Here is a 19,924-nt window from a genome sequence, read left to right as displayed (position 1 = left end):
AACAACAGAATAAAAACCGTATATCGGAGCAACCAGGCCACTGGTCCCCATACCAGCGCCGCGGAGACGCGAGAACCCCATGACCACCGCATCTGACAACATTGCCTTCAAGATCACCCGCAAAACGGATGGCACCCCCGCCGCCGAGCGTGAAAGCCTGATAGCCAACCCCGGTTTTGGCCGTGCTTTTACCGATCATATGGCTGTTGTCACCTATACGGAAGGCAGAGGTTGGCATTCGGCGGAAATTCTGCCCCGCCAGCCCCTTATGCTCGACCCCGCTGCCTCCGTGCTGCACTACGCGCAGGAAATTTTTGAAGGTATGAAGGCCTACCGCGCCCCCAATGGTGGCGTGCAGCTCTTCCGCCCCGAGGCCAATGCCCGCCGGTTCCAAAAATCGGCCGAACGCATGGCCATGGCGCAACTGCCTGAAGACCTGTTTTTGGAAGCCGTAACCCAACTGGTCAAAATTGACCGTGACTGGGTTCCCGCACCCGATGTTGGCACGCTTTACATCCGCCCGTTCATGATTGCGACAGAAGCGGCCCTTGGGGTCAAACCCGCATCCGAGTTCAAATTCATTGTCATTGCCTGCGCTGCCGGGGAATATTTTTCCAAGGATGCAGGCCCCGTTTCCGTCTGGGTGGAAACCGAAACCGTGCGCGCCTCCCGCGGGGGCACCGGCACAGCCAAATGTGGTGGCAACTATGCCGCAAGCCTGACAGCACAGATGGAAGGCAAACACCACGACTGCCAGCAGGTCCTGTTTTTGGATGCGGAAGAACGCCGCTGGCTGGAAGAAATGGGCGGCATGAACGTGATGATGGTGTTTGAAGATGGCACCCTGCTCACCCCCCCGCTGGACGGTGGGACCATTCTGCACGGCATTACGCGGGATAGTCTGCTAACCCTCGCGCGGGATAGCGGGTTGACCGTAAAGGAAGAACGCTACGCACTCGACCAGCTTTTTGCCGATGCCAAGTCAGGCAAACTCAAGGAAGTGTTTGCCTGCGGCACGGCTGCTGTTGTTTCCCCCATCGGTGCGTTCAAAAGCAAAACGGACAGCTGCATCATCAACAACAACAAGGTAGGTGAGGTCACGGCAAAGCTGCGCCAGAACCTGTGCGATATTCAGTTCGGGCGTGCAGCAGACCCCCACAACTGGATCAGCACGGTCGCTTAAAACCTGGCATCCATCGACCAAGACCAACACCCCGGCCAAGCTGGGGTGTTTTTTAATCAGCCCCCCTCTCAGGCCGACATGCTGGACAGACCGCCCCAAGCGGCATATCCCCAACACATGTTTGGTTTTTTGTTCGCCTCTTTTTGCACACGGGTCCCCCCGCCATGACAGACACGCCGCATCTGGTTCTTGTGGATGGCAGCGGCTTTATTTTCCGCGCTTTTCATGCCCTCCCCCCCATGACCAGCCCCGAGGGGGTGCCGGTCAATGCGGTATATGGCTTTACCAATATGCTGGCCCGCCTGCTGCGCGAACATGTGGGAACACATCTGGCCGTGCTGTTTGATGCAAGCCGCCAGACCTTCCGCTCCGATATTTACCCCGAATACAAAGCCCACCGCCCCGAACCACCCGAGGACCTGCGCCCCCAGTTTGGCCTGATCCGCGATGCAACGCAGGCTTTTAACGTACCCGGTATAGAACTGCCGGGCTGGGAGGCAGACGACCTGATTGCCTCTTACGCAGTAGCCATTCGCAAAATGGGGGGCACCTGCACCATAATTTCCTCCGACAAGGATCTGATGCAGCTTGTCGGCCCCGGCGTGTGTATGCTTGACCCCATCAAACAGACCCCCATTGGCCCGGCGGAAGTGGAAAAAAAGTTTGGTGTTCCGCCCGAAAAAGTGGTCGATGTGCAGGCTCTTATGGGCGACCCAACGGATAATGTGCCCGGCATACCCGGCATTGGCCCCAAAACGGCCTCTGCCCTGATTAACGAGTTCGGCACACTGGAAAATGTGCTGAACGCCGCCCCGGACATGAAAAAATCCAAAAAGCGGGATATGCTAATCGAACATGCACAGGCGGCACGCCTGTCGCTCCAGCTGGTCACGCTGGCAACAGATGTGCCCCTGCCCATGCCGGTAGAAGAGCTGACCACGCGCGAGCCGGACAAGCTGCAACTGGCCGACTGGCTGGACAGCATGGGATTCCGCTCCGTGCTCTCACGCATGGGCATGGGCAACCCTGCTGGTGCCCATGCCCACCGTGCCGCCCGCGCCTCTGCCCATGCCAGTGCAAATGGGCATAGTACCCCCGCAGCCGCAGCCAGCCCCACCCATGCCACCGGCCCAGCCAACCTGCTGAGCGCACCCTACGAAGGGTACGAAACAATCCGCACGGCAGAAGCCCTGCAAAAATGGGTCAGCACCGCACAGGAAGCTGGCCTGTGTGCGGTCGATACGGAAACCGATGGGCTGGACCCGCTAGCGGCCAATATTCTGGGGTTCTCGCTTGCTACGGCACCGGGCAAAGCCTGCTACGTTCCCCTCCGGCATGAAGGCACGCTGGAGGCTCCAACAGGGGAGCAGCTGGATACCGCACAGGCACTGGACCTGCTCCGCCCCCTGCTGGTGGATGCCAGTGTGCTCAAAATTTTCCAGAACGCCAAATTCGACCTGCTGGTGCTCGACCGCGCGGGCATAGACCATGCCACCATTGCCCCGGTGGATGATACGATGCTGATTTCCTACAGCCAGTCGGCGGGGCTGCATGGGCAGGGCATGGACGAACTCTCTGCCCTGCACCTTAACCACACCCCCATACCGTACGACGCCATGACCGGCACGGGCCGCAACCGCATCCCCTTTGCACAGGTACCGGTGGAAAAAGCCACCACCTACGCGGCAGAAGATGCGGACGTAACCCTGCGCCTATGGCATGTTCTGCACCCCACGCTGCGCACCAACAAGGCTCTGGCCCTGTACGAGCAGGTCGAACGTCCGCTGGTGCAGGTTCTGGCCAGTATGGAAAAATGTGGCATTGCGGTGGACCGTGCAGAACTGACCCGCCTGTCCGCGGATTTTGAAAGCCGCATGAAAAACATGGAACAGGGCATCTACAGTGCCGCTGGCCGGGAGTTCAACATTGCCTCCCCCCGCCAGTTAGGCGAAATCCTGTTTGACGAGATGGGCCTTAAAGGGGGCAAACGCGGCAAGGCAGGTGCATGGAGCACGGATTCCTCCGTATTGCAGGACCTTGCCGACCAAGGCCACGACCTGCCGGTCCGTGTGCTGGAATGGCGGCAACTGGCCAAGCTTAAATCCACCTACACGGACTCCCTGCTTAAACAGACCAGCAAGGAAAGCCGCGTACACACCTCCTTCCAGATGGCCATAACCACCACGGGTCGCCTGTCTTCCTCCGACCCCAACCTGCAGAACATTCCTGTACGCACGGAAGAAGGAACACGCATCCGTCAGGCATTTGTAGCCCCCGCAGGGCGCAGGCTGATCTCGGCTGACTATTCCCAGATCGAATTGCGGCTGCTGGCCGATGTGGCCAATATTCCCACCCTGCGCGAGGCCTTTGAACTTGGGCAGGACATTCATGCCCGCACCGCATCCGAAGTGTTCAACATACCGATCGAAGGTATGGATGCCCTGACCCGCCGCCGCGCCAAGGCCATTAACTTTGGTATTATTTACGGTATTTCCGCCTTTGGGCTGGGCAAACAGCTTGGCATTCCCGCAGGCGAGGCCAGAAGTTACATAGACGCCTATTTTGCACGCTACCCCGGCATTCGGGACTATATGGAGCGGATCAAGGAGGAAGCGCGTGCCAATGGCTATGTGCTAACGCCCTTTGGCAGACGCTGCTACGTACCGGGCATTCACGAAAAAAGTGCTGTCCGCCGCCAATACGCAGAAAGACAGGCCATTAACGCTCCCTTACAGGGAGGCGCTGCAGACATTATTAAACGCGCCATGGTACGCCTGCCCCACGCCCTGACCGCCGCAGGTCTGGGAGAGGCACGCATGTTGCTCCAGGTCCATGACGAACTGCTGTTTGAAGTGGAAGAGACTCAGGCAGAAGCGGTAGCCGCTGAAGCAAAAAAAATTATGGAAGCAGCGGCACAGCTATCCGTGCCACTGGTGGTAGAAACAGGCATTGCCCAGAACTGGGCGGAGGCACACTAACCCATGACCCCAGCAGGAAAACGCGTAGCCCTGATCAGTCTGGGTATTCTCACCCTTGCCGGGGCCGGTGCATTTGTTGCCACCAGTGTGGCGCTCAAACACAGCATTAGCCTCAACTCCTACGGGAACCCGGTTGGCGGTTCCTTCCGCCTGATGGATTCCACCACCGGCACCATGACGGACAAGAGTTTTCAGGGCCGCTGGATGGTGGTGCTCTTTGGTGCCACCCATTGCGGGGAAGATGCCTGCTCCCCCGCCCTGCACACCATGTCCGCCGCAATGGACGCGGTGGATCCTGGCAAGCGTAGCATGGTTATTATTTTTGTCAGTCTGGACCCCGACCGTGATGATGCCGAACGCCTGCGCCAGTATGGCGAAAGCATAGGCCCACGAGTTGTTGCAGGCACAGCCGCCCCGTTTGCACTGGCTGATCTGGCCAAGGAATACCAGGCACCGGTTGAAAAAGTTGCCGACCCCGAATGGGAATATGCCATGCGTATGTCCCCCCGGTTTGTGGTCATGGACCCGCAGACCCGCTACCGTGGCACAATTGACGCCAAGGCAGACCAATCTTCTATGGTAGCCAGTCTGCGCCAGATAATGGCAACCGAGCAGCCCGCTCCCTGACCACGTTTTTTTCCCGACCCTCTCGTTTGATATTCCAGCAGGTCCGCTCCATACCACCATGCCGCTGCTTTCCTCCATAAGCGCCTCGGTGCGCTTTTATGTCTCCCTGCTGGTCACGGGGCTTGTCTTTGTGGTGCTGGATGCGGGCTCCGGCATCATCCGCCGCATTCTCCCCGATGGGGTAAGGCGCAGGCGGGTTGCGCGGCGCTGGTTGTGCATGATGGCCCGCGTTGCTGTACGTTACCTCCATGCCGCAGGCATTCTGGACTGCGACATGGCAGCCCTTAGCACCGTTGCCCAGCGCCGTAACCTTGTGCTGGTTGCCAACCATCCCTCCCGCCTGGATTGTCTTATTCTGGCCTCCGCCCTGCCCCATATGGTGTGCGTGACCAAAGCCTCCATATGGGAACGTGGCGTTTTGGGAAGTACGTTGCGCACCGCAGGTTACGTGCGGCATGATACGTTGTTGAAAATTATTGGCCCTGCATCTCAGGCTTTGCAGGAAAACTGCCAGCTCCTGCTGTTCCCCGAAGGAACACGCTCACGCGCGGGGGCAGAACCGGGTGCCATGCAACCGGGGTTTGCCGCCATTGCCCAACGTACGCGCGCGGATGTGCAGGTTGTGTTGATAGAAACAGCCTCGCCCTACCTGTCGCAGGGATGGCCTTTTTTAAAACGTCCGCCACTGCCCATGCGCTACCGCATTCGGCTTGGACCTGATTTTACCGCCCCCAAACGGGACGAAGCCAGCGGACGGGCCTTGATAGAAGCCGTTGAAACCTGTTTTGCATCCTCCCTGCGTGGCAGGGAGGATCTTGAACAGTCTTAGTAAATTTCTGGAATAATCATGTCTTCTGGCGTGGGCTGGCGTTCATAGTCAGCATGGTACACGCGCGGAGGAAGTTCAACCTCTGGCCGGGTAACCGACTGGTAAGGAACCTGCGCCAGAAGGTGGTTAATGCAGTTCAGGCGTGCACGCTTTTTGTCCACCGCCTGTACAACCCACCATGGTGCTTCGGGAATGCTGGAGCGTTCCAGCATGGTTTCCTTCGCCTTGGTATAGGCTTCCCAGCGGCGACGACTTTCCAGGTCCATCGGGCTGAGTTTCCACTGTTTGAGCGGGTCTTCCATACGGGCGCGGAACCGGGCTTCCTGCTCATCATCCGTGATGGAGAACCAGTATTTTACAAGCTGGATACCACTGCGCACCAACATGCGCTCAAACTCCGGCACGGAACGGAAAAACTCTTCATATTCCTCATCCGAGCAGAACCCCATAACCCGTTCCACGCCTGCGCGGTTGTACCAGCTCCGGTCAAACAGAACGATTTCCCCCGCTGCGGGCAACTGGGCCACATAACGCTGGAAATACCATTGTGTTTTTTCACGGTCCGTAGGGGCTGGCAATGCTGCCACACGGCAGATACGGGGGTTAAGCCGCTGGGTAATACGTTTGATTGCCCCGCCCTTACCCGCTGCATCGCGCCCTTCAAACAGAACGACCAGCCGGTGGCCTGTATCTTTCACCCAATCCTGCAAACGCACCAGTTCACCTTGCAGGCGTACCAGTTCGCTAAAATAGGTGTGGCGGAAGCTCCGGTCAGATGGTGAGGATTCACCCCCCAGTCCTTCATCCTGCAATTCGAGTTCGATCTCTTCATCAAGATCATCAATGATCTCCTGCCGCATACGCTCACGTTCACGCTCGGCAGCAGAAAGGCTGTTCACATTAGCATCGGACATGATCTTGCCTTCGCAGTTTGGAAAAAACAGGGTCTGGCGGGGCTTAATGCCACGCCAGACCTGATGTTTTTAAAAAATATGGCGGAACACCACATACAGCACGCCGCTGATCAGCATGGCGGCAGGCAGGGTGGTAATCCATGCCATACCCATGGCGCGCAGTGTGCTCCACTGCAAACCACCCCCACCAGCAGCCATTGTGCCAGCCACACCACTGGAGAGAATATGCGTGGTGGAAACCGGCAGACCATACCCTTCGGCCAGACCAATGGTGCCCATGGCAACCAGTTCGGCCGAAGCGCCCTGAGCGTAGGTCAGGTGGGTTTTGCCAATTTTTTCGCCCACGGTTACCACAATGCGCTTCCAGCCCACCATGGTGCCAAGCCCCAGTGCCAGAGCAACGGCAATTTTAACCCACACGGGAATAAAGCGGGTGCCTGCGTTAAGCTGCTTCATAAACGAGGCCAGTTCGCCATCTTCCTCAGCAGAGAAAGAGGTTGCATTGCCCATGTTGTGAATGGCCTCCGCCACCAGATACATGTCCGTGCGCACGTTTGGCACGGTTGCCGCCGGAATTTCGTGCAAGGAGTGGTAACCACTTACGGACTGCGCAATATCTGCCGAGAGGACAGACAGGGCAGCATACACTTCTGGGCGAGCTATGGATTTAACACGCAGGGCATCGGTTACCTGCGCACGGGCTTCTTCCGCTGTAGGCTGCTTGAGCATGGGCTGGGCGTGCACATCAAACACATGGGCGGCCTGCTGTGCTGTTTCCACAAAGCCGGGCATCATGCTGTCAGGCATCGCGCGGTTCAGGGCGTAAGCGGTTGGGGCTGCACCAATCAGGATCAGCATGATCAGGCCCATACCCTTCTGCCCGTCATTGCTGCCGTGGAAGAAGGATACACCCGTGCAGGTGCCAATAAGCAGACCACGGATCCACAGCGGAGGCGGTGCATCGCCATCTGGCGCACGGTAGAGGGCAGCATTACGCACAACAAACCGCAGCACAATAAACAGACCGGCAGCCAGCACAAAACCACACAGCGGGCTGAACAGCAGGGCGGAAAACACCTTTTTAACCTGCATCCAGTCCACGCCATACAGCGCACTGCCTGAAGGGGACATAAGCTGGTTTGCCAGACCCACACCCAGAATGGAGCCCACCAGCGCATGGGATGAGCTATTGGGAATACCAAGCGCCCATGTTGCCAGGTTCCACACAATGGCGGACAGCAGCAGGGCAAAAATCATGGCATGGCCTGCGCCGCTGCCAACCTGCAGAATAAGCTCCACGGGCAGCAGTGTAACAACACTGTAAGCCACAGCACCGGAGGACGTAAGCACCCCAAGCAGGTTCCACATACCCGACCACACCACCGCAACCAGCGGCGGCAGACTATTGGTGTAAATAACGGTTGCGACCGCATTGGCCGTATCATGAAAACCGTTCACAAACTCAAAGCCCAGTGCAATCAGCAACGCCAGAGCCAGCAGGGCAAAGGCCCCGGTTGCAATGCCACTGGTCCCAACAGCGTGCAGGTCAGCCAGCACGCTGTAACCAACAAACGCCAGAGCTGCTGCAATCACTCCCAAAAAGAACATGCGGAAAGCCTGATGCTCCCCTTTACGCATATTCGGACGCCCTCCAACCGGAGGACTCAGCATAGTATCTGACATAAAAGCACCCTGCGCAGAAAAAGATGCCGCAGGATAAAAGCTTTTTTACTCAAAGTTGCGTTAAGATATTATGAAAGAAAAATTCCTTTTACATCATATTCTTAATAAATACGCACCGCTCGTTGGTTCGTTACTGCAACAAGATTTACCGCTCGTTGCGCGCAATCCATTTTGTTTCCTGCGGGGGCTGCCATGTTGCCAGCCCATCCAGCAGGGCCGCTGGGTCCTGTGCAACCTGCAACATGCTCCTGTGCACGGGTTTGAGGAACCCTTCGGCGACCACATGGTCCAAGAACATGCCCAGACTGCTGTAAAACCCATTCACGTTCAGCACACCGCAGGGTTTGGCGTGGTTGCCCAGTTGCGTCCATGTCCATACCTCAAACAGTTCTTCCAACGTGCCAATTCCACCGGGCAAGGCAATAAACGCATCGGACAGATCCGCCATAAGGGCTTTGCGCTCATGCATGGAGCCAACGACCCGCAGGTCTTCCAACCCATGGTGCGCGACTTCGCGCTCAACCAGTGCCTGCGGAATAACCCCGGTAACCTGCCCACCACCAGCCAGCACCGCATTGGCCACAGCGCCCATAAGCCCAACGGATGCTCCGCCATACACCAGCCCTATGCCCCGTTGCGCCATAAGCAGGCCCAACTGTTCGGCTGCATGGAGGTAAGTGGACCCGCGCCCTGCACTTGAACCACAAAAAACACAGATCCGGCGCATTCACCCGCTCCCTTTATCCACATTGCCCTACGCATTTTTACGCACCGCGCCCGGTCCTACCGGAATGGCAACACACACCCGGAGGCCCTCCACGCCTGTGCGTAAGAGAGGCAGACACGCAACAGTGTTGTGTTTTTCATACCCAATGCGCGGGAGCAACCCTTTCCAACCTGCAACAAGTAGGGGTAGCCTACGCCCCGCTTACACATGAAAGGCTTGATATAACAGAATACTTTTTGCCAACGCCGATTGTGGACGCTTAATCAAGACCAATAAAAACAGAAAGATAACCAGCGTGCTTCCCTCCACAGCCCCTCTTTCCAGTTCTCATCAACGGTTCCTTTATTTGCAGGTTCTGGTCGCCGTGGCGGCTGGTATTCTTGTTGGTGCCCTCTTTCCATCTGTGGCGACCCTGCTCAAACCGCTGGGGGACGGGTTTGTCAAACTGATCAAAATGGTCATTGCGCCGGTTATTTTTCTAACCGTCAGCACGGGCATTGCTGGCATGGCGGACCTCAAACAGACGGGCCGCGTTGCAGGCAAAGCCATGCTGTATTTTTTGTGTTTTTCCACACTGGCGCTGGCCGTGGGCATGATTGTTGCCAACATTGTACGCCCCGGCGCGGGAATGCACATTCACCCACAAAGTCTGGATAACGCATCGGTCGAGCAGTTTGTGCAGGCTGCACATGGCCACTCCTTTACCGACTTTCTGCTCCAGATCATTCCCTCCACCACGGCAGGGGCCTTTACCTCGGGCGAGATTTTGCAGGTTTTGCTGGTTGCCATTCTTTTTGGGGTCAGCCTGGCCCAGATGGGTCAAGCGGGGGAAAGCGTGCTGACCCTGTTCCGCAACCTGACAGAAATGGTCTTTGGCGTGGTCCGGCTGGTTATGTATCTGGCCCCGGTCGGAGCATTTGGTGCCATGGCGTTTACGGTGGGCAGGTTCGGGCTTGGCTCCATTGTGCATCTGATTGGGCTGGTGCTGACCTTCTACCTGACCGCCGCCATTTTTGTGCTGGTTATTCTGGGAGTGGTAGCCCGTTTGGCAGGCTTTAGCATTTTGCGGCTTCTGATGTTCTTAAAAGAAGAACTGCTGATTGTTCTTGGCACCAGCTCATCCGAATCTGCCCTGCCAGGTCTTATTGGCAAACTGGAACATGCTGGCTGCAAACCCGGCATTGTCGGGCTTGTGGTACCTATGGGATATTCGTTTAACCTTGATGGTACCAACATCTACATGACTCTTGCCGCCCTGTTTATTGCACAGGCCACGGATGTGCATCTTGGTTTTGGCGAGCAGCTTGCCCTGTTGCTTGTGGCTATGGTCAGCTCCAAAGGGGCTGCCGGGGTTACCGGAGCAGGCTTTATTACACTTGCCGCCACCCTGTCTGTTGTGCCGAGCGTGCCTGTTGGCGGTATGGCTCTTATTCTGGGTATTGACCGGTTTATGTCCGAGTGTCGCTCACTGACCAATCTTGTGGGCAACGCCGTGGCAACCATTGTGGTCGCCCGGTGGGAAAACGGGTTGGATATGGAACAACTCCAGAAGACCCTGCATCCCCATCAGGGGGAAAACCCCTCTGCTTGACCCCTACCCTGTTTTTTAACGCCCCATATGCCCAGCGCCCCGCCAGAAGAGTCGCGGGCATATGCAACAGACTGACTACCATGGGCAGCTTATCACCAGTCCGCTCAGCACAGGTCAGCATAGTCTAGTTATGTGGCTGGTTTTGGGTGGAATGCTCCGTCCCTTTATAATGTTCGGGCTGGTAAGCGTGGTCCCCTGTTAAGGACTGCTGGGCACTTTTTGCTGCGTTGGCGGGCTTATCATTGGCAGGGGGCTGGGTGCCGGGCTGTTCGGCGACTGTTCGTGGATTATTCCACAGTTTTTGGGATGGCTCCACGTGTTTACCGTGCTCATCCAATGCTGCGGGCGGTGCCTGCCCTACCTGAGAAGCGGCGGAATCAGCCGTTGGTGCGCCACGACCATTATTCTGCGCCAAGGCCGGGGTTGCCAAAAGTGCTGCACCCAGAAAAAGAAAATGGAATTTGCGCGTCATACTCAACCTCTCCGGTGTTGTTATGTAAGCCTCCTTACAAAACGGGAGAGGTTTTGAACGGTTCCTTTTTTTCTTAAAAACAGATATTCCCAGCCATTAGGCACCCGCGCATAATCTGGCGGCCAACTGGTTATGCCTGCCAACCAGACCATGCAGGTCCAAACGGGTAAAATACCCGTCCTGTACAAGAATATTTCCATTAACCATACTCATGGAAACCTGAGCTGGCGAACAGAACACCAGAGCGGCAACCGGGTCGGTCTGAGCACCGGCATGGGCCAGCCCCCGCACGTCAAACGCAACAATATCGGCAGCCATGCCCACGGCAATCTGCCCGATATCATCACGCCCCAGCACGGCCGCTCCACCCCGCGTTGCCAGAGCCAGCGCATCGCGCGCACTCATCATGCCCGGCGTCTGCGCAGTTTCAGGCAGCAGGCGGGAAAGCAGCATGGCCTGCCGGGTTTCGCCCAGCAGGCTGGCACCATCGTTGGAGGCTGAACCATCAACCCCCAACCCCACACGCACACCCGCAGCCTGCATCTGCCTTACCGGCGCGATACCAGAGGCCAGACGCATGTTGGAACAGGGGCAATGGGCAACACCTGTGCCAGTCCGGCCAAACTGCTCCATGCCGTCCGCATCCAGCTTAACGCAATGCGCGTGCCAGACATGTGGCCCAACCCAGCCCAGATCCTGTGCATATTCGGCCGGGGTCTGCCCAAAACGCTCGCGGCTGTAGCTGACATCGTGGTCATTTTCCGCCAGATGGGTGTGCAGCATGGTGCCTGTTGCACGCGCCAGTTCCGCCATGTCACGCATAAGCTCCCGACTGACCGAAAAAGGTGAGCAGGGTGCCCCGGCAACCCGTAACATCGCCAGTGGTTCGGGGTCATGGTACGTTTCTATCAGACGTTGGGTATCGTGCAGAATATCCGCTTCGCGCTCCACCAGCGCATCGGGGGGAAGGCCACCGCTGCTCTCCCCCACGCTCATGGCACCACGGCAGGCATGGAAGCGCATTCCCATGCTGAATGCTGCCTCAATCTGGTCATCCAGCCTGCATCCGTTAGGGAAAAGATACAGATGGTCGCTTGTTGTTGTGCAGCCAGAAAGCAGGAGTTCCGCCATGGCAGTGCGGGTGGAAACCTGCACCATTTCCGGCGTAAGCCCTGCCCAGATCGGGTAGAGCGTTTTAAGCCAGCCAAACAGGGAGGCATCCTGCGCCTGCGGAATAACCCGCGTAAGCGACTGGTACATATGATGGTGCGTGTTAACCATGCCCGGCAACACAACATGACCATGCAGGTCCACCACATGGTCAACATTGGAAGGCGGCGCAACATCCCGCCCCCCTAATGCCATAATCTGCCGCCCTTCCACCAGAACCCACGCATGGTCCAGCTCGGTGCGTGAATCATCCATACACACCAGTCTGGTTATGTTCCTGAGCAACGTGCGGCGTGACATGCAAACTCCTGTAGCACCCGGCCATACCGGGTGCTGTAACCAGTAATCAGAACGAAGTGGAGACGGAACCAACCATGGTAAAGCGTGGTTCAACCATAAACGAGTTACCTGTGCCAACTGCACCAGCACTGCTGCCACTCCACACAGGGTGGGAGTTGACATCATTCCGGCTAAAGACAGCCCCCATGGCACCAGTCCGCACAATGGAACCTGTCAGGTTGGTGAAGTTAAGCTTGAACGTCGGAGATTTGAGGAAACCAAACGGTTTGAAATGATAGCCAAGGGAGAGCGTGTTGGTCACATACCCCGGAATACGCTGGTCGTTTGCAATGGAAACAGACTGCGGCCCCGTGTAGTGGATTGCACCGTTTGCAAAAAATCCTTTGTAAGTATAGGTCAGACCAAAGTTTGCCATAATCCGTGGGGCCATAATGGCCTGCGTACCCTTGGAGTGAATCAGGTACGGAGTTGCGGCATTCGTATCCATCACATTGCTATCCTGCGTGGCGTGCAGGTATTCAATGGAGGCATAGGGGCTGAACCCATGGATGGATGTGCCCGCAATCATAAAGTCAAACCCACGCATGGTCTGGCTACCGATAGACATGGGGCTAAAGCTGTTCATCCCCACATACTGGTCCACAATGCGGTTTCTTACATTGTAGTTGAACAGTGACATATCGATCATGACATATTTGTTGTGGTAGCGATAACCCAGTTCTTCCTTGATGGAATACTGGTTTTTCAGCATTGGACCGCCTGCGTTCATCCACCCCATGTCCGTTGCACTCGGCTGGCGGTAGTCCCCTTCCGCATTGACGTAGATCTGGCTGTTTTTATCAATCTGGTAGCTAATGGAGAGCTGGGGCAGTGGTTCGGTTGTATTTTTGCGCGAACTGTTACCCGCACCGGAGAGCGTGTTGGCGCTGTTACCCAGCCAGCCCTTGTTCCACGCATTGGACATGACAAACTTGAAACCAGCATTGATCAGCAGGCGGTTATCCAGATAGCGCGACTGGTTCTGGATAAACAGGGAGTGCAGCTCGTACCCTGCGGTCTGCCCATATACGGAACCACCCACGGTATGCGCACTGGATGTGGGGCCAGAGGCCGCACCATCGGCCATAACCGTTGCCGTGGGGTAGGACTGGATGGTCTGGTTATTCTCGTACCAGTACCCAAAGCTCAGGTGGTTGTGTTTATCAATATCATACCCCAGCTTGGCCACGGCACCGACCTGACGGGCCTCGTTTTCCAAAAAGTAATTGGTCAGGTTGGTGCCATTCGGCACCGCAGTGCCCGTGCTGTTATAGGTGGCTGTTATGGGGGCCCCTGTCACGGCATTGTTGTCGCCCACAACCCCGCCCGGAGAGGCATCCCACCCCTGACCAAAGCTGAAGTAGGGCTGGATATCAAAGGTCAATTTTTTAGGCAGAACCACATGCACCGGAGCTGTCAGAAAAATCTGGTTCCAGTGGTCGTTGTTGTTCTTCCAGTAGTTAACATTTGAGGACTGTGCAGAACGGCCATATCCCTCACCCGTGTGTTTGTACTTATAGAACTGCTCTTCCGTCGGGTAATTGTCGATCACAAAATCTTCGGAGTTCCAGGAGAGGAACAGATGGGCGTTTGACCCGTTCTCCCAGTCCTTGCGCACGCCAAAATCAATATGTTTACGCTGGTTGGTGCCTGCCCCCATCCAGCTCCGGTCATGCGTATTGGAGAAGGAGAAATAACTTTTAACCCCGGTATGCCCGATCTCGCCCGATTCCAGACGAATGAACTCGCGGGAGAGGTTGTTGGTCCCGTAAGAAAAATCGACCATCCCGCCAAATTTTTCGGATGGCAGATGCGTGCGCGAATTCATGACCCCGCCCGCAGCGGACATGGTCGGCAGGTCACGCGCGGCACTACCGGGTGTTACGCTCACTTCATCCAGATTTTCCGAATCAATATCTTCGGTCATGTATTTGGCTGCTGCCGCTGGTGCGCCATCCACCATAAGCGCCATATCCAGATCCGTTAGCCCGCGGGACTGAATGGACCCACCCTGCATCCCCGCTGCATCCGGTGCCATAATGTTCAGGCTGGGCAGGTTCTTGACCAGATCCAGTGCCGTGGATGTGGGGCTACGCATGTTAATGTAGTCTTTGCCCACGGTCTGCACGGCATGGGGGGCCACTTCCTGCCGCATCATACCGCCACCACCTGAACGGGCCGTACGGTTGGATGCAACCGAAATTTCTTCCGCACGGGAAGACTGAAGGGAGCTGTTAGCCGCTTTACCACGCGTATGCCCGGCTGTGGTTCTGGCTGGGGCATGGCCCACCTTGCCTGCAAGCGGTGCGCTCTGGCCTGCCGCAGCGGCAAAAACCTGCCCGGGCATGTTGGCACAAAACCCAGCCACACTGGCAAGGCAGGTCAAGGTCGCAAAACGCTGCCTATGCGTCAGCACGGAACCAGTAGACCGGCGCATGGTAAAAAATCGGGAAGGCATGGCGTAGTCTCCCAAACACAGAAGAAGGGACAGGGGATAAAGCGGCAAATCAGGCATTATTCGCTATGAGCTGCCCCTTGAACTGCCTTGTGGGGGTTAACTCTGAACATCGCCCAAAACGATACGATTCCGATATATAATTGCCCCTGCCCTTTCTCACAAAATAAAAAAAAGCACTTTTCCATTGCTTTTTTCAGCACGGGGGCCGCGCTCAATTTTGCAATACGAAATTGCTTTTTTTGCTTTTGGGAGAACGGACCAAACCCGTCTATAATTCCCACACAACGCCAGATTTCATTTTGTGGCACCCCATCCGGCCCTTGCGTAAGGACGAAAACAATCTCCACGCTTTTGCCCTCCCTGCACGGCCAACCAGAGGCCCTACCCACGGACTCCCGCGCGGTCAAGCGGTGTGACCAGCTTGGCGCACACCCTTTTTCCGATACGCAGGATGGCCTTTTCCGCGCTTATCTGTCCGATGCCTACAAGGCAACCTGCACACAGGTCGCCCAATGGATGCACGAAGCCGGCATGACCAGCCGCATGGATGCCGCAGGCAACCTGATTGGCCGCTACGAAGGACAGACACCGGGCGCACCCGCACTCCTTATTGGATCGCATCTGGATAGTGTGCGTAACGCGGGCCGGTACGATGGCATGTTGGGGGTCATGCTGGGCATAGAGGTGGTGGCTCACTTTGCGGCACAGGGCTTACGGCTGCCTTTTGCTCTGGAAGTTATTGGTTTTGGGGATGAGGAAGGGTCACGCTTTCCCACCTCCATGCTCACATCCCGTGCAGTTGCTGGCACACTGGATGCTCTGCCGCTGGACACGGTCGATGCCAACGGCACAACCCTGCGCGATGTGCTGCACAGTAACGGACTGGACCCCGCCCGTTACCTGGAGGCTGCCTACAAACCCCAGCAGGTTCTGGCTTATATGGAAGCCCACATTGAGCAAGGCCCCGTGCTGGAGGCCGCCAACATGGGGGTAGGCGTGGTTACGGCCATTGCCGCACAGTACCGCTTTAAGGTTTCCATGCAGGGGGTGGCAGGTCATGCGGGCACCATGCCCATGTCCTTGCGCAAGGATGCGCTGGCTGCCGCCGCTCAGGCCATTGCCGCAATAGAACGGATTGGCGCCAGCGGACCAGAAGACCTTGTGGCAACAGTCGGCCAGTTGTGTGTAGGCCCGGGTGCCAGCAACGTTGTGCCGGGACAAGCCACCTTCAGCCTCGATATTCGTGCAGGTACCGCGCAGGTGCGAGATAAAGCGGCAGCCGAAATCTGCGCCGCCCTGCATACGATTGCGCAGCAGCGAGGCATAACGCTTGCACTTGAACGCCAGAACGACCTGCCCCCAACCCCGTGCGACCCGGACCTGACAGAACGGTTGGCCACATCGGTTGCACGCGTAACCGGCCACACCGCACGCAGGCTGGTCAGTGGCGCAGGGCACGATGCCATGGTTATGGCCGCACTGACACCCGTTTGCATGGTGTTCATACGTTGCAAAGAAGGGATCAGCCACAACCCGGCAGAAGCCGTAAGGCATGATGATGCCCAGCAGGCCCTTCTGGTCATGCTCGATTTTATACGCACCCTTGCCGCCAGTCCGGCCCAAGAACCAACGGAGTTTTCTGCATGAGTTCCACTTTTTTCCGGCAGATTGACCCGCCCCAGCGTATGTTGATGGGCCCCGGCCCCATTAACGCACACCCACGGGTGCTACGTGCCATGTCCGCAGACATGCTGGGGCAGTTTGACCCGGAAATGACAGAGTACATGAACGAAACCATGGCTCTGTACCGACAGATTTTTATGACCGGGAACCAGTGGACCTTTCTGGTGGACGGCACCGCCCGTGCGGGTATTGAAGCCGCTCTGGTCTCGCTCGTGGAACCGGGAGATAAAATTCTTCTTGTCCGTGCCGGGCGTTTTGGGCTGCTGCTGTCCGAGATAGCGGAGCGGATTGGTGCACAGATCTGTTCGCTCGACCTACCGTGGGGCGAAGTGGCAACGCTGGCACAGATCGAGGACGCCCTGAAAACCCACAAGCCCAAAGTGTTTGCCTGCATCCATGGTGATACGTCCACCACCATGGCCCAGCCCCTTGAGGGAGTGGGTGAACTTTGCCGGAAATATAACGTTCTTTCCTATACCGATGTTACCGCAACATTGGGTGGCATGGCCGTAAGCACGGATGTGTGGGGGATTGATGTGGTTTCCGGCGGGTTGCAAAAATGTATGGGAGGACCGCCAGGTTCCGCCCCCATCACCATATCCGACCGGGCAGCCGAGCATATTATGGCCCGCCGCCATGTGGAGGCGGGCATTCGGGGGGCGGATGCAACAAACGGCAGCCGCGCCCGCATTTTATCCAACTACTTTGATCTGGCCATGGTCATGGATTACTGGTCGGAAAAGCGCCTCAACCACCATACCGAGGCCACAACAATGCTCTACGGCGCGCGTGAGGCAGCCCGCATTGTGCTGGAAGAAGGACTACAGGCCCGCTTTGACCGGCACACACAGGCCAGTTCGTGCCTGATTGCTGGCCTGTGCGCCATGAACCTGCGCATTTTTGGTGATGATGCGCATCGTATGGCCAATGTAACCGGCGTGTGGATCCCCGATGGTGTGGATGGCGAGGCCATACGCACCCGTATGCGCGATGATTTTGGCATAGAAATCGGCACGGCTTTTGGCCCACTGGCAGGCCGCATCTGGCGGATTGGCACCATGGGGTACAACGCAGTCAAGCATAAGGTGCTGCTTACACTGGGCGCACTGGAGGCCTGCCTTGCGGCACAGGGCCATTCCCTGCCCCGTGGTGCAGCCGTGGATGCTGCCTTGGCGGACTGGCCATAAGCAACCGGCCGTAAACAAAAGGACGGCAAAAAACCATGCAACTGGACAACGCCCAGACCATCCACGAACTGACACGCTGCTCCGACCAGTACGAACATGCGTTGGCGCAGAACAACGTGGATGCGCTGGATGCCCTGTTCTGGCAGGGACCGCAGACCGTGCGGTATGGCATAGGGGAAAACCTTTATGGCGCGGCAGAAATTGCCGCATTCCGCCGCAACCGCGCGGGAGGGTCGCCCCCCCGTACGGTTCTGCGCCGCACCATAACCCCACTTGGCACAGAAGCCGGGGTTGTCAGTCTGGAATTCCGCCGTGACGGTTCCACCCGTACAGGCAGGCAGATGCAGACGTGGATTAACACTCCCAATGGCTGGAAGATTCTGGCCGCCCATGTGTCCATCATGGCCGAACAGCCAGAAACCGAACGCCCAACGCTGTAAGGAAAGGAGCCCGCCATGACCTCGCCTCCCTTCTCTGATGAAGTTCTTGTTGCTGCCCGTGCCGCCGCCATGGAACTGGAACTCCCTCCACCATGTATGGCGGGCGTTATTAACAACACCAGATTATTACAAAACTATGCTGCCCTTATAAGGGATTTTCCGCTCCCTGATACATGCGAACCCGCAGGGGAGTACACGCCATGACCCGCTTTGCCAGCGCCCAGACCATTGCGCAGGACATTCGCAGTGGCAAACGCAGTGCAGCTTCCGTTATGCAGGCCGTGCTTGCCACCATCCACCAGTATGACAGCAGCATTGGCAGCGTAACCCACCTGTTTGCCGAACAGGCCATGCAGCAGGCCCATGCGGTGGATGCCAGACTTGCCCGCAAGGAAGAACTCCCCCCCCTGGCTGGTGTGCCCTTTGGGGTCAAGGATCTGTTTGATATTCAGGGCCATGTGACCACCGCAGGGTCCATTGTGCTCCGGAATGTGCCCCCTGCTGCGCAGGATGCCGCCATTGTTGCACGCCTGCGCGCCGCAGGGGCCATACCTGTGGCAACGCTCAACATGGATGAGTTTGCCTACGGTTTTGCAACCGACAACGCCCATTACGGCATAACCCGCAACCCGCACGATCCAAGCCGCATGGCCGGTGGGTCCTCCGGTGGGTCTGCCGCAGCCGTTGCCGCTGGTCTGCTCCCCCTTACACTGGGAACGGATACCAACGGTTCCATTCGGGTGCCAGCATCCCTTTGCGGTGTGTGGGGGCTTAAGCCCACCATGGGTCTGCTCCCGCGTGAAGGGGCTTATCCTTTTTCCGCCAGTCTGGACGTAGTGGGGCATTTTGCCAGCACTCTGGATGACCTCAAAACCGCCTTCCATATTATGGCGGACACCTCCCCTGAGCCAGAACCACAAACCCTGCGTACCGCCTGCCTTGGCGGCTGGTTTGCCCAGAACCTCTCCCCTGCTCTGGCAGCGGCCATAAACCGGGTATGCCGGTATCTGGGCCTGTCCGGCACGGTGGAACTCCCACAAACACCCACAGCCCGTGCGGCTTCCTTCCTGATTACCGCAGCAGAAGGGGGCACACTGCACCTGCCCCGCCTGCGTAGCGTTGCACAGGACTACGACCCCGCTACGCGGGACCGGCTGCTTGCAGGAGCCATGCTGCCCGCAAGCACGTATGTGCAGGCCCAGCGCTTCCGCCGCTGGTTCCGCGGGCAGGTCCATGCTTTGTTTGAACAGGTGGATGTGCTGATTGCCCCCGCAGTCATGTGCGAAGCCCCATTGCTGGATGCACCAACCATTATTGTGGATGGAAAACCTGCATCCGCCCGCGCCAATCTGGGCCTGTATACACAGCCGCTCAGCCTGCCCGGCCTGCCTGTGCTGTGCCTGCCGCTCCTGAACACAAACACCCTCCCGCTTGGTCTGCAACTTGTTGCTGCCCCCGGGCGGGAGGCCGCATTGTTTAGCCTTGCCCGCAAGCTGGAACAGGCAGGACTTGCAGGGCGCTGCCCTTTGCCAGCCACACAGCAGGCTGCCTGACAGGCAGCCTGTAACCCCTCCGTTTCTGGCACAGGTGCAATCCCGGATTAAAATTAACGGTTGCTCTTTGGGCCTTCAGGGCCAATCATT

The 19,924-nt window shown here is 57.5% G+C and carries 17 protein-coding genes; 10 read left to right on the top strand and 7 right to left on the bottom strand.

Features of this window, described 5'->3' with window-relative positions:
* The first annotated feature begins 79 nt into the window (after positions 1 to 79).
* The 4 genes from Absy_RS05230 (at position 80) to Absy_RS05215 (ending at position 5,617) form a co-directional block, all read left to right on the top strand.
* Positions 80 to 1,183: a branched-chain amino acid aminotransferase gene (locus Absy_RS05230; RefSeq protein ID WP_048853677.1), complete on the top strand. Its 1,104-nt coding sequence runs from the start codon at positions 80 to 82 to the stop codon at positions 1,181 to 1,183.
* Between the two features lie 164 nt (positions 1,184 to 1,347).
* Positions 1,348 to 4,161, top strand: a complete 2,814-nt coding sequence (polA, locus tag Absy_RS05225) for a DNA polymerase I (RefSeq protein ID WP_048853676.1) — start codon at positions 1,348 to 1,350, stop codon at positions 4,159 to 4,161.
* Between the two features lie 3 nt (positions 4,162 to 4,164).
* A complete protein-coding gene (locus tag Absy_RS05220) occupies positions 4,165 to 4,788 on the top strand; it encodes an SCO family protein (protein ID WP_048853675.1) in 624 nt (207 codons plus the stop codon).
* A gap of 58 nt (positions 4,789 to 4,846) precedes the next feature.
* Positions 4,847 to 5,617, top strand: coding sequence for a lysophospholipid acyltransferase family protein (locus Absy_RS05215; RefSeq protein WP_048853674.1), 771 nt, complete (start codon positions 4,847 to 4,849; stop codon positions 5,615 to 5,617).
* On the opposite strand, the gene ppk2 is transcribed toward Absy_RS05215, so the two are convergent.
* The 3 genes from ppk2 to Absy_RS05200 form a co-directional block, all read right to left on the bottom strand.
* Positions 5,614 to 6,531 (bottom strand): polyphosphate kinase 2, encoded by a 918-nt coding sequence (ppk2, locus tag Absy_RS05210; RefSeq protein WP_048853673.1) that lies wholly within the window; start codon positions 6,529 to 6,531, stop codon positions 5,614 to 5,616. The two genes, Absy_RS05215 and ppk2, sit on opposite strands and share 4 nt — an antisense overlap.
* Positions 6,532 to 6,600: 69 nt before the next feature.
* Positions 6,601 to 8,214: an inorganic phosphate transporter gene (locus tag Absy_RS05205; protein WP_048853672.1), complete on the bottom strand. Its 1,614-nt coding sequence runs from the start codon at positions 8,212 to 8,214 to the stop codon at positions 6,601 to 6,603.
* A gap of 145 nt (positions 8,215 to 8,359) precedes the next feature.
* Positions 8,360 to 8,941: an LOG family protein gene (locus Absy_RS05200; protein ID WP_048853671.1), complete on the bottom strand. Its 582-nt coding sequence runs from the start codon at positions 8,939 to 8,941 to the stop codon at positions 8,360 to 8,362.
* Between the two features lie 295 nt (positions 8,942 to 9,236).
* On the opposite strand from Absy_RS05200, the gene Absy_RS05195 reads away from it, so the two are divergent.
* A complete protein-coding gene (locus tag Absy_RS05195; RefSeq protein ID WP_048853670.1) occupies positions 9,237 to 10,532 on the top strand; it encodes a dicarboxylate/amino acid:cation symporter in 1,296 nt (431 codons plus the stop codon).
* A 124-nt stretch (positions 10,533 to 10,656) separates the two neighbouring features.
* On the opposite strand, the gene Absy_RS05190 is transcribed toward Absy_RS05195, so the two are convergent.
* The 4 genes from Absy_RS05190 to Absy_RS05175 form a co-directional block, all read right to left on the bottom strand.
* Positions 10,657 to 11,004, bottom strand: coding sequence for a hypothetical protein (locus tag Absy_RS05190; RefSeq protein ID WP_052945705.1), 348 nt, complete (start codon positions 11,002 to 11,004; stop codon positions 10,657 to 10,659).
* 96 nt (positions 11,005 to 11,100) lie between these two features.
* On the bottom strand, positions 11,101 to 12,474 hold the full coding sequence (locus tag Absy_RS05185) for an 8-oxoguanine deaminase (protein ID WP_084596908.1): 1,374 nt from the start codon (positions 12,472 to 12,474) through the stop codon (positions 11,101 to 11,103).
* Between the two features lie 46 nt (positions 12,475 to 12,520).
* Entirely contained in the window at positions 12,521 to 14,971 is a 2,451-nt protein-coding gene (locus Absy_RS05180) for a TonB-dependent receptor (protein WP_048853705.1), read from the bottom strand.
* A gap of 56 nt (positions 14,972 to 15,027) precedes the next feature.
* Positions 15,028 to 15,318 carry a hypothetical protein gene (locus Absy_RS05175; RefSeq protein WP_052945704.1) on the bottom strand — a complete coding sequence of 97 codons (291 nt, stop codon included), beginning with the start codon at positions 15,316 to 15,318 and terminating at the stop codon, positions 15,028 to 15,030.
* 4 nt (positions 15,319 to 15,322) lie between these two features.
* Here Absy_RS05175 and Absy_RS05170 point away from each other — a divergent pair, with 4 nt between their 5' ends.
* The 5 genes from Absy_RS05170 to Absy_RS05150 are packed head-to-tail and all read left to right on the top strand — an operon-like array spanning position 15,323 to position 19,834.
* Positions 15,323 to 16,618, top strand: a complete 1,296-nt coding sequence (locus Absy_RS05170; RefSeq protein WP_245614743.1) for an allantoate amidohydrolase — start codon at positions 15,323 to 15,325, stop codon at positions 16,616 to 16,618.
* Entirely contained in the window at positions 16,615 to 17,841 is a 1,227-nt protein-coding gene (locus Absy_RS05165) for a pyridoxal-phosphate-dependent aminotransferase family protein (protein ID WP_048853668.1), read from the top strand. The genes Absy_RS05170 and Absy_RS05165 overlap by 4 nt, the downstream gene beginning before the upstream one ends.
* Positions 17,842 to 17,876: 35 nt before the next feature.
* Positions 17,877 to 18,281, top strand: a complete 405-nt coding sequence (gene hpxZ / locus Absy_RS05160; protein ID WP_048853667.1) for an oxalurate catabolism protein HpxZ — start codon at positions 17,877 to 17,879, stop codon at positions 18,279 to 18,281.
* A 15-nt stretch (positions 18,282 to 18,296) separates the two neighbouring features.
* Entirely contained in the window at positions 18,297 to 18,485 is a 189-nt protein-coding gene (locus Absy_RS05155) for a DUF4089 domain-containing protein (RefSeq protein WP_048853666.1), read from the top strand.
* On the top strand, positions 18,482 to 19,834 hold the full coding sequence (locus Absy_RS05150) for an AtzE family amidohydrolase (RefSeq protein ID WP_048853665.1): 1,353 nt from the start codon (positions 18,482 to 18,484) through the stop codon (positions 19,832 to 19,834). Before Absy_RS05155 ends, Absy_RS05150 begins: the two co-directional genes overlap by 4 nt.
* The last annotated feature ends 90 nt before the right edge of the window (positions 19,835 to 19,924 follow it).

Origin of the sequence: Acetobacter syzygii (assembly GCF_000964225.1) — a bacterium.
Taxonomy (GTDB): domain Bacteria; phylum Pseudomonadota; class Alphaproteobacteria; order Acetobacterales; family Acetobacteraceae; genus Acetobacter; species Acetobacter syzygii.
This window is presented reverse-complemented; position numbering and strand designations above follow the sequence as displayed.

Bases quoted from the DNA above. Each gene is read 5' to 3' on its own strand.
- Absy_RS05220 (WP_048853675.1), top strand. From the start codon at position 4,165: ATGACCCCAGCAGGAAAACGCGTAGCCCTGATCAGTCTGGGTATTCTC.
- Absy_RS05230 (WP_048853677.1), top strand. From the start codon at position 80: ATGACCACCGCATCTGACAACATTGCCTTCAAGATCACCCGCAAAACG.
- polA (WP_048853676.1), top strand. From the start codon at position 1,348: ATGACAGACACGCCGCATCTGGTTCTTGTGGATGGCAGCGGCTTTATT.
- Absy_RS05150 (WP_048853665.1), top strand. From the start codon at position 18,482: ATGACCCGCTTTGCCAGCGCCCAGACCATTGCGCAGGACATTCGCAGT.
- Absy_RS05165 (WP_048853668.1), top strand. From the start codon at position 16,615: ATGAGTTCCACTTTTTTCCGGCAGATTGACCCGCCCCAGCGTATGTTG.
- Absy_RS05180 (WP_048853705.1), bottom strand. From the start codon at position 14,971: ATGCCTTCCCGATTTTTTACCATGCGCCGGTCTACTGGTTCCGTGCTG.
- Absy_RS05215 (WP_048853674.1), top strand. From the start codon at position 4,847: ATGCCGCTGCTTTCCTCCATAAGCGCCTCGGTGCGCTTTTATGTCTCC.
- Absy_RS05200 (WP_048853671.1), bottom strand. From the start codon at position 8,941: ATGCGCCGGATCTGTGTTTTTTGTGGTTCAAGTGCAGGGCGCGGGTCC.
- Absy_RS05185 (WP_084596908.1), bottom strand. From the start codon at position 12,474: ATGTCACGCCGCACGTTGCTCAGGAACATAACCAGACTGGTGTGTATG.
- Absy_RS05205 (WP_048853672.1), bottom strand. From the start codon at position 8,214: ATGTCAGATACTATGCTGAGTCCTCCGGTTGGAGGGCGTCCGAATATG.
- hpxZ (WP_048853667.1), top strand. From the start codon at position 17,877: ATGCAACTGGACAACGCCCAGACCATCCACGAACTGACACGCTGCTCC.
- ppk2 (WP_048853673.1), bottom strand. From the start codon at position 6,531: ATGTCCGATGCTAATGTGAACAGCCTTTCTGCTGCCGAGCGTGAACGT.
- Absy_RS05155 (WP_048853666.1), top strand. From the start codon at position 18,297: ATGACCTCGCCTCCCTTCTCTGATGAAGTTCTTGTTGCTGCCCGTGCC.
- Absy_RS05190 (WP_052945705.1), bottom strand. From the start codon at position 11,004: ATGACGCGCAAATTCCATTTTCTTTTTCTGGGTGCAGCACTTTTGGCA.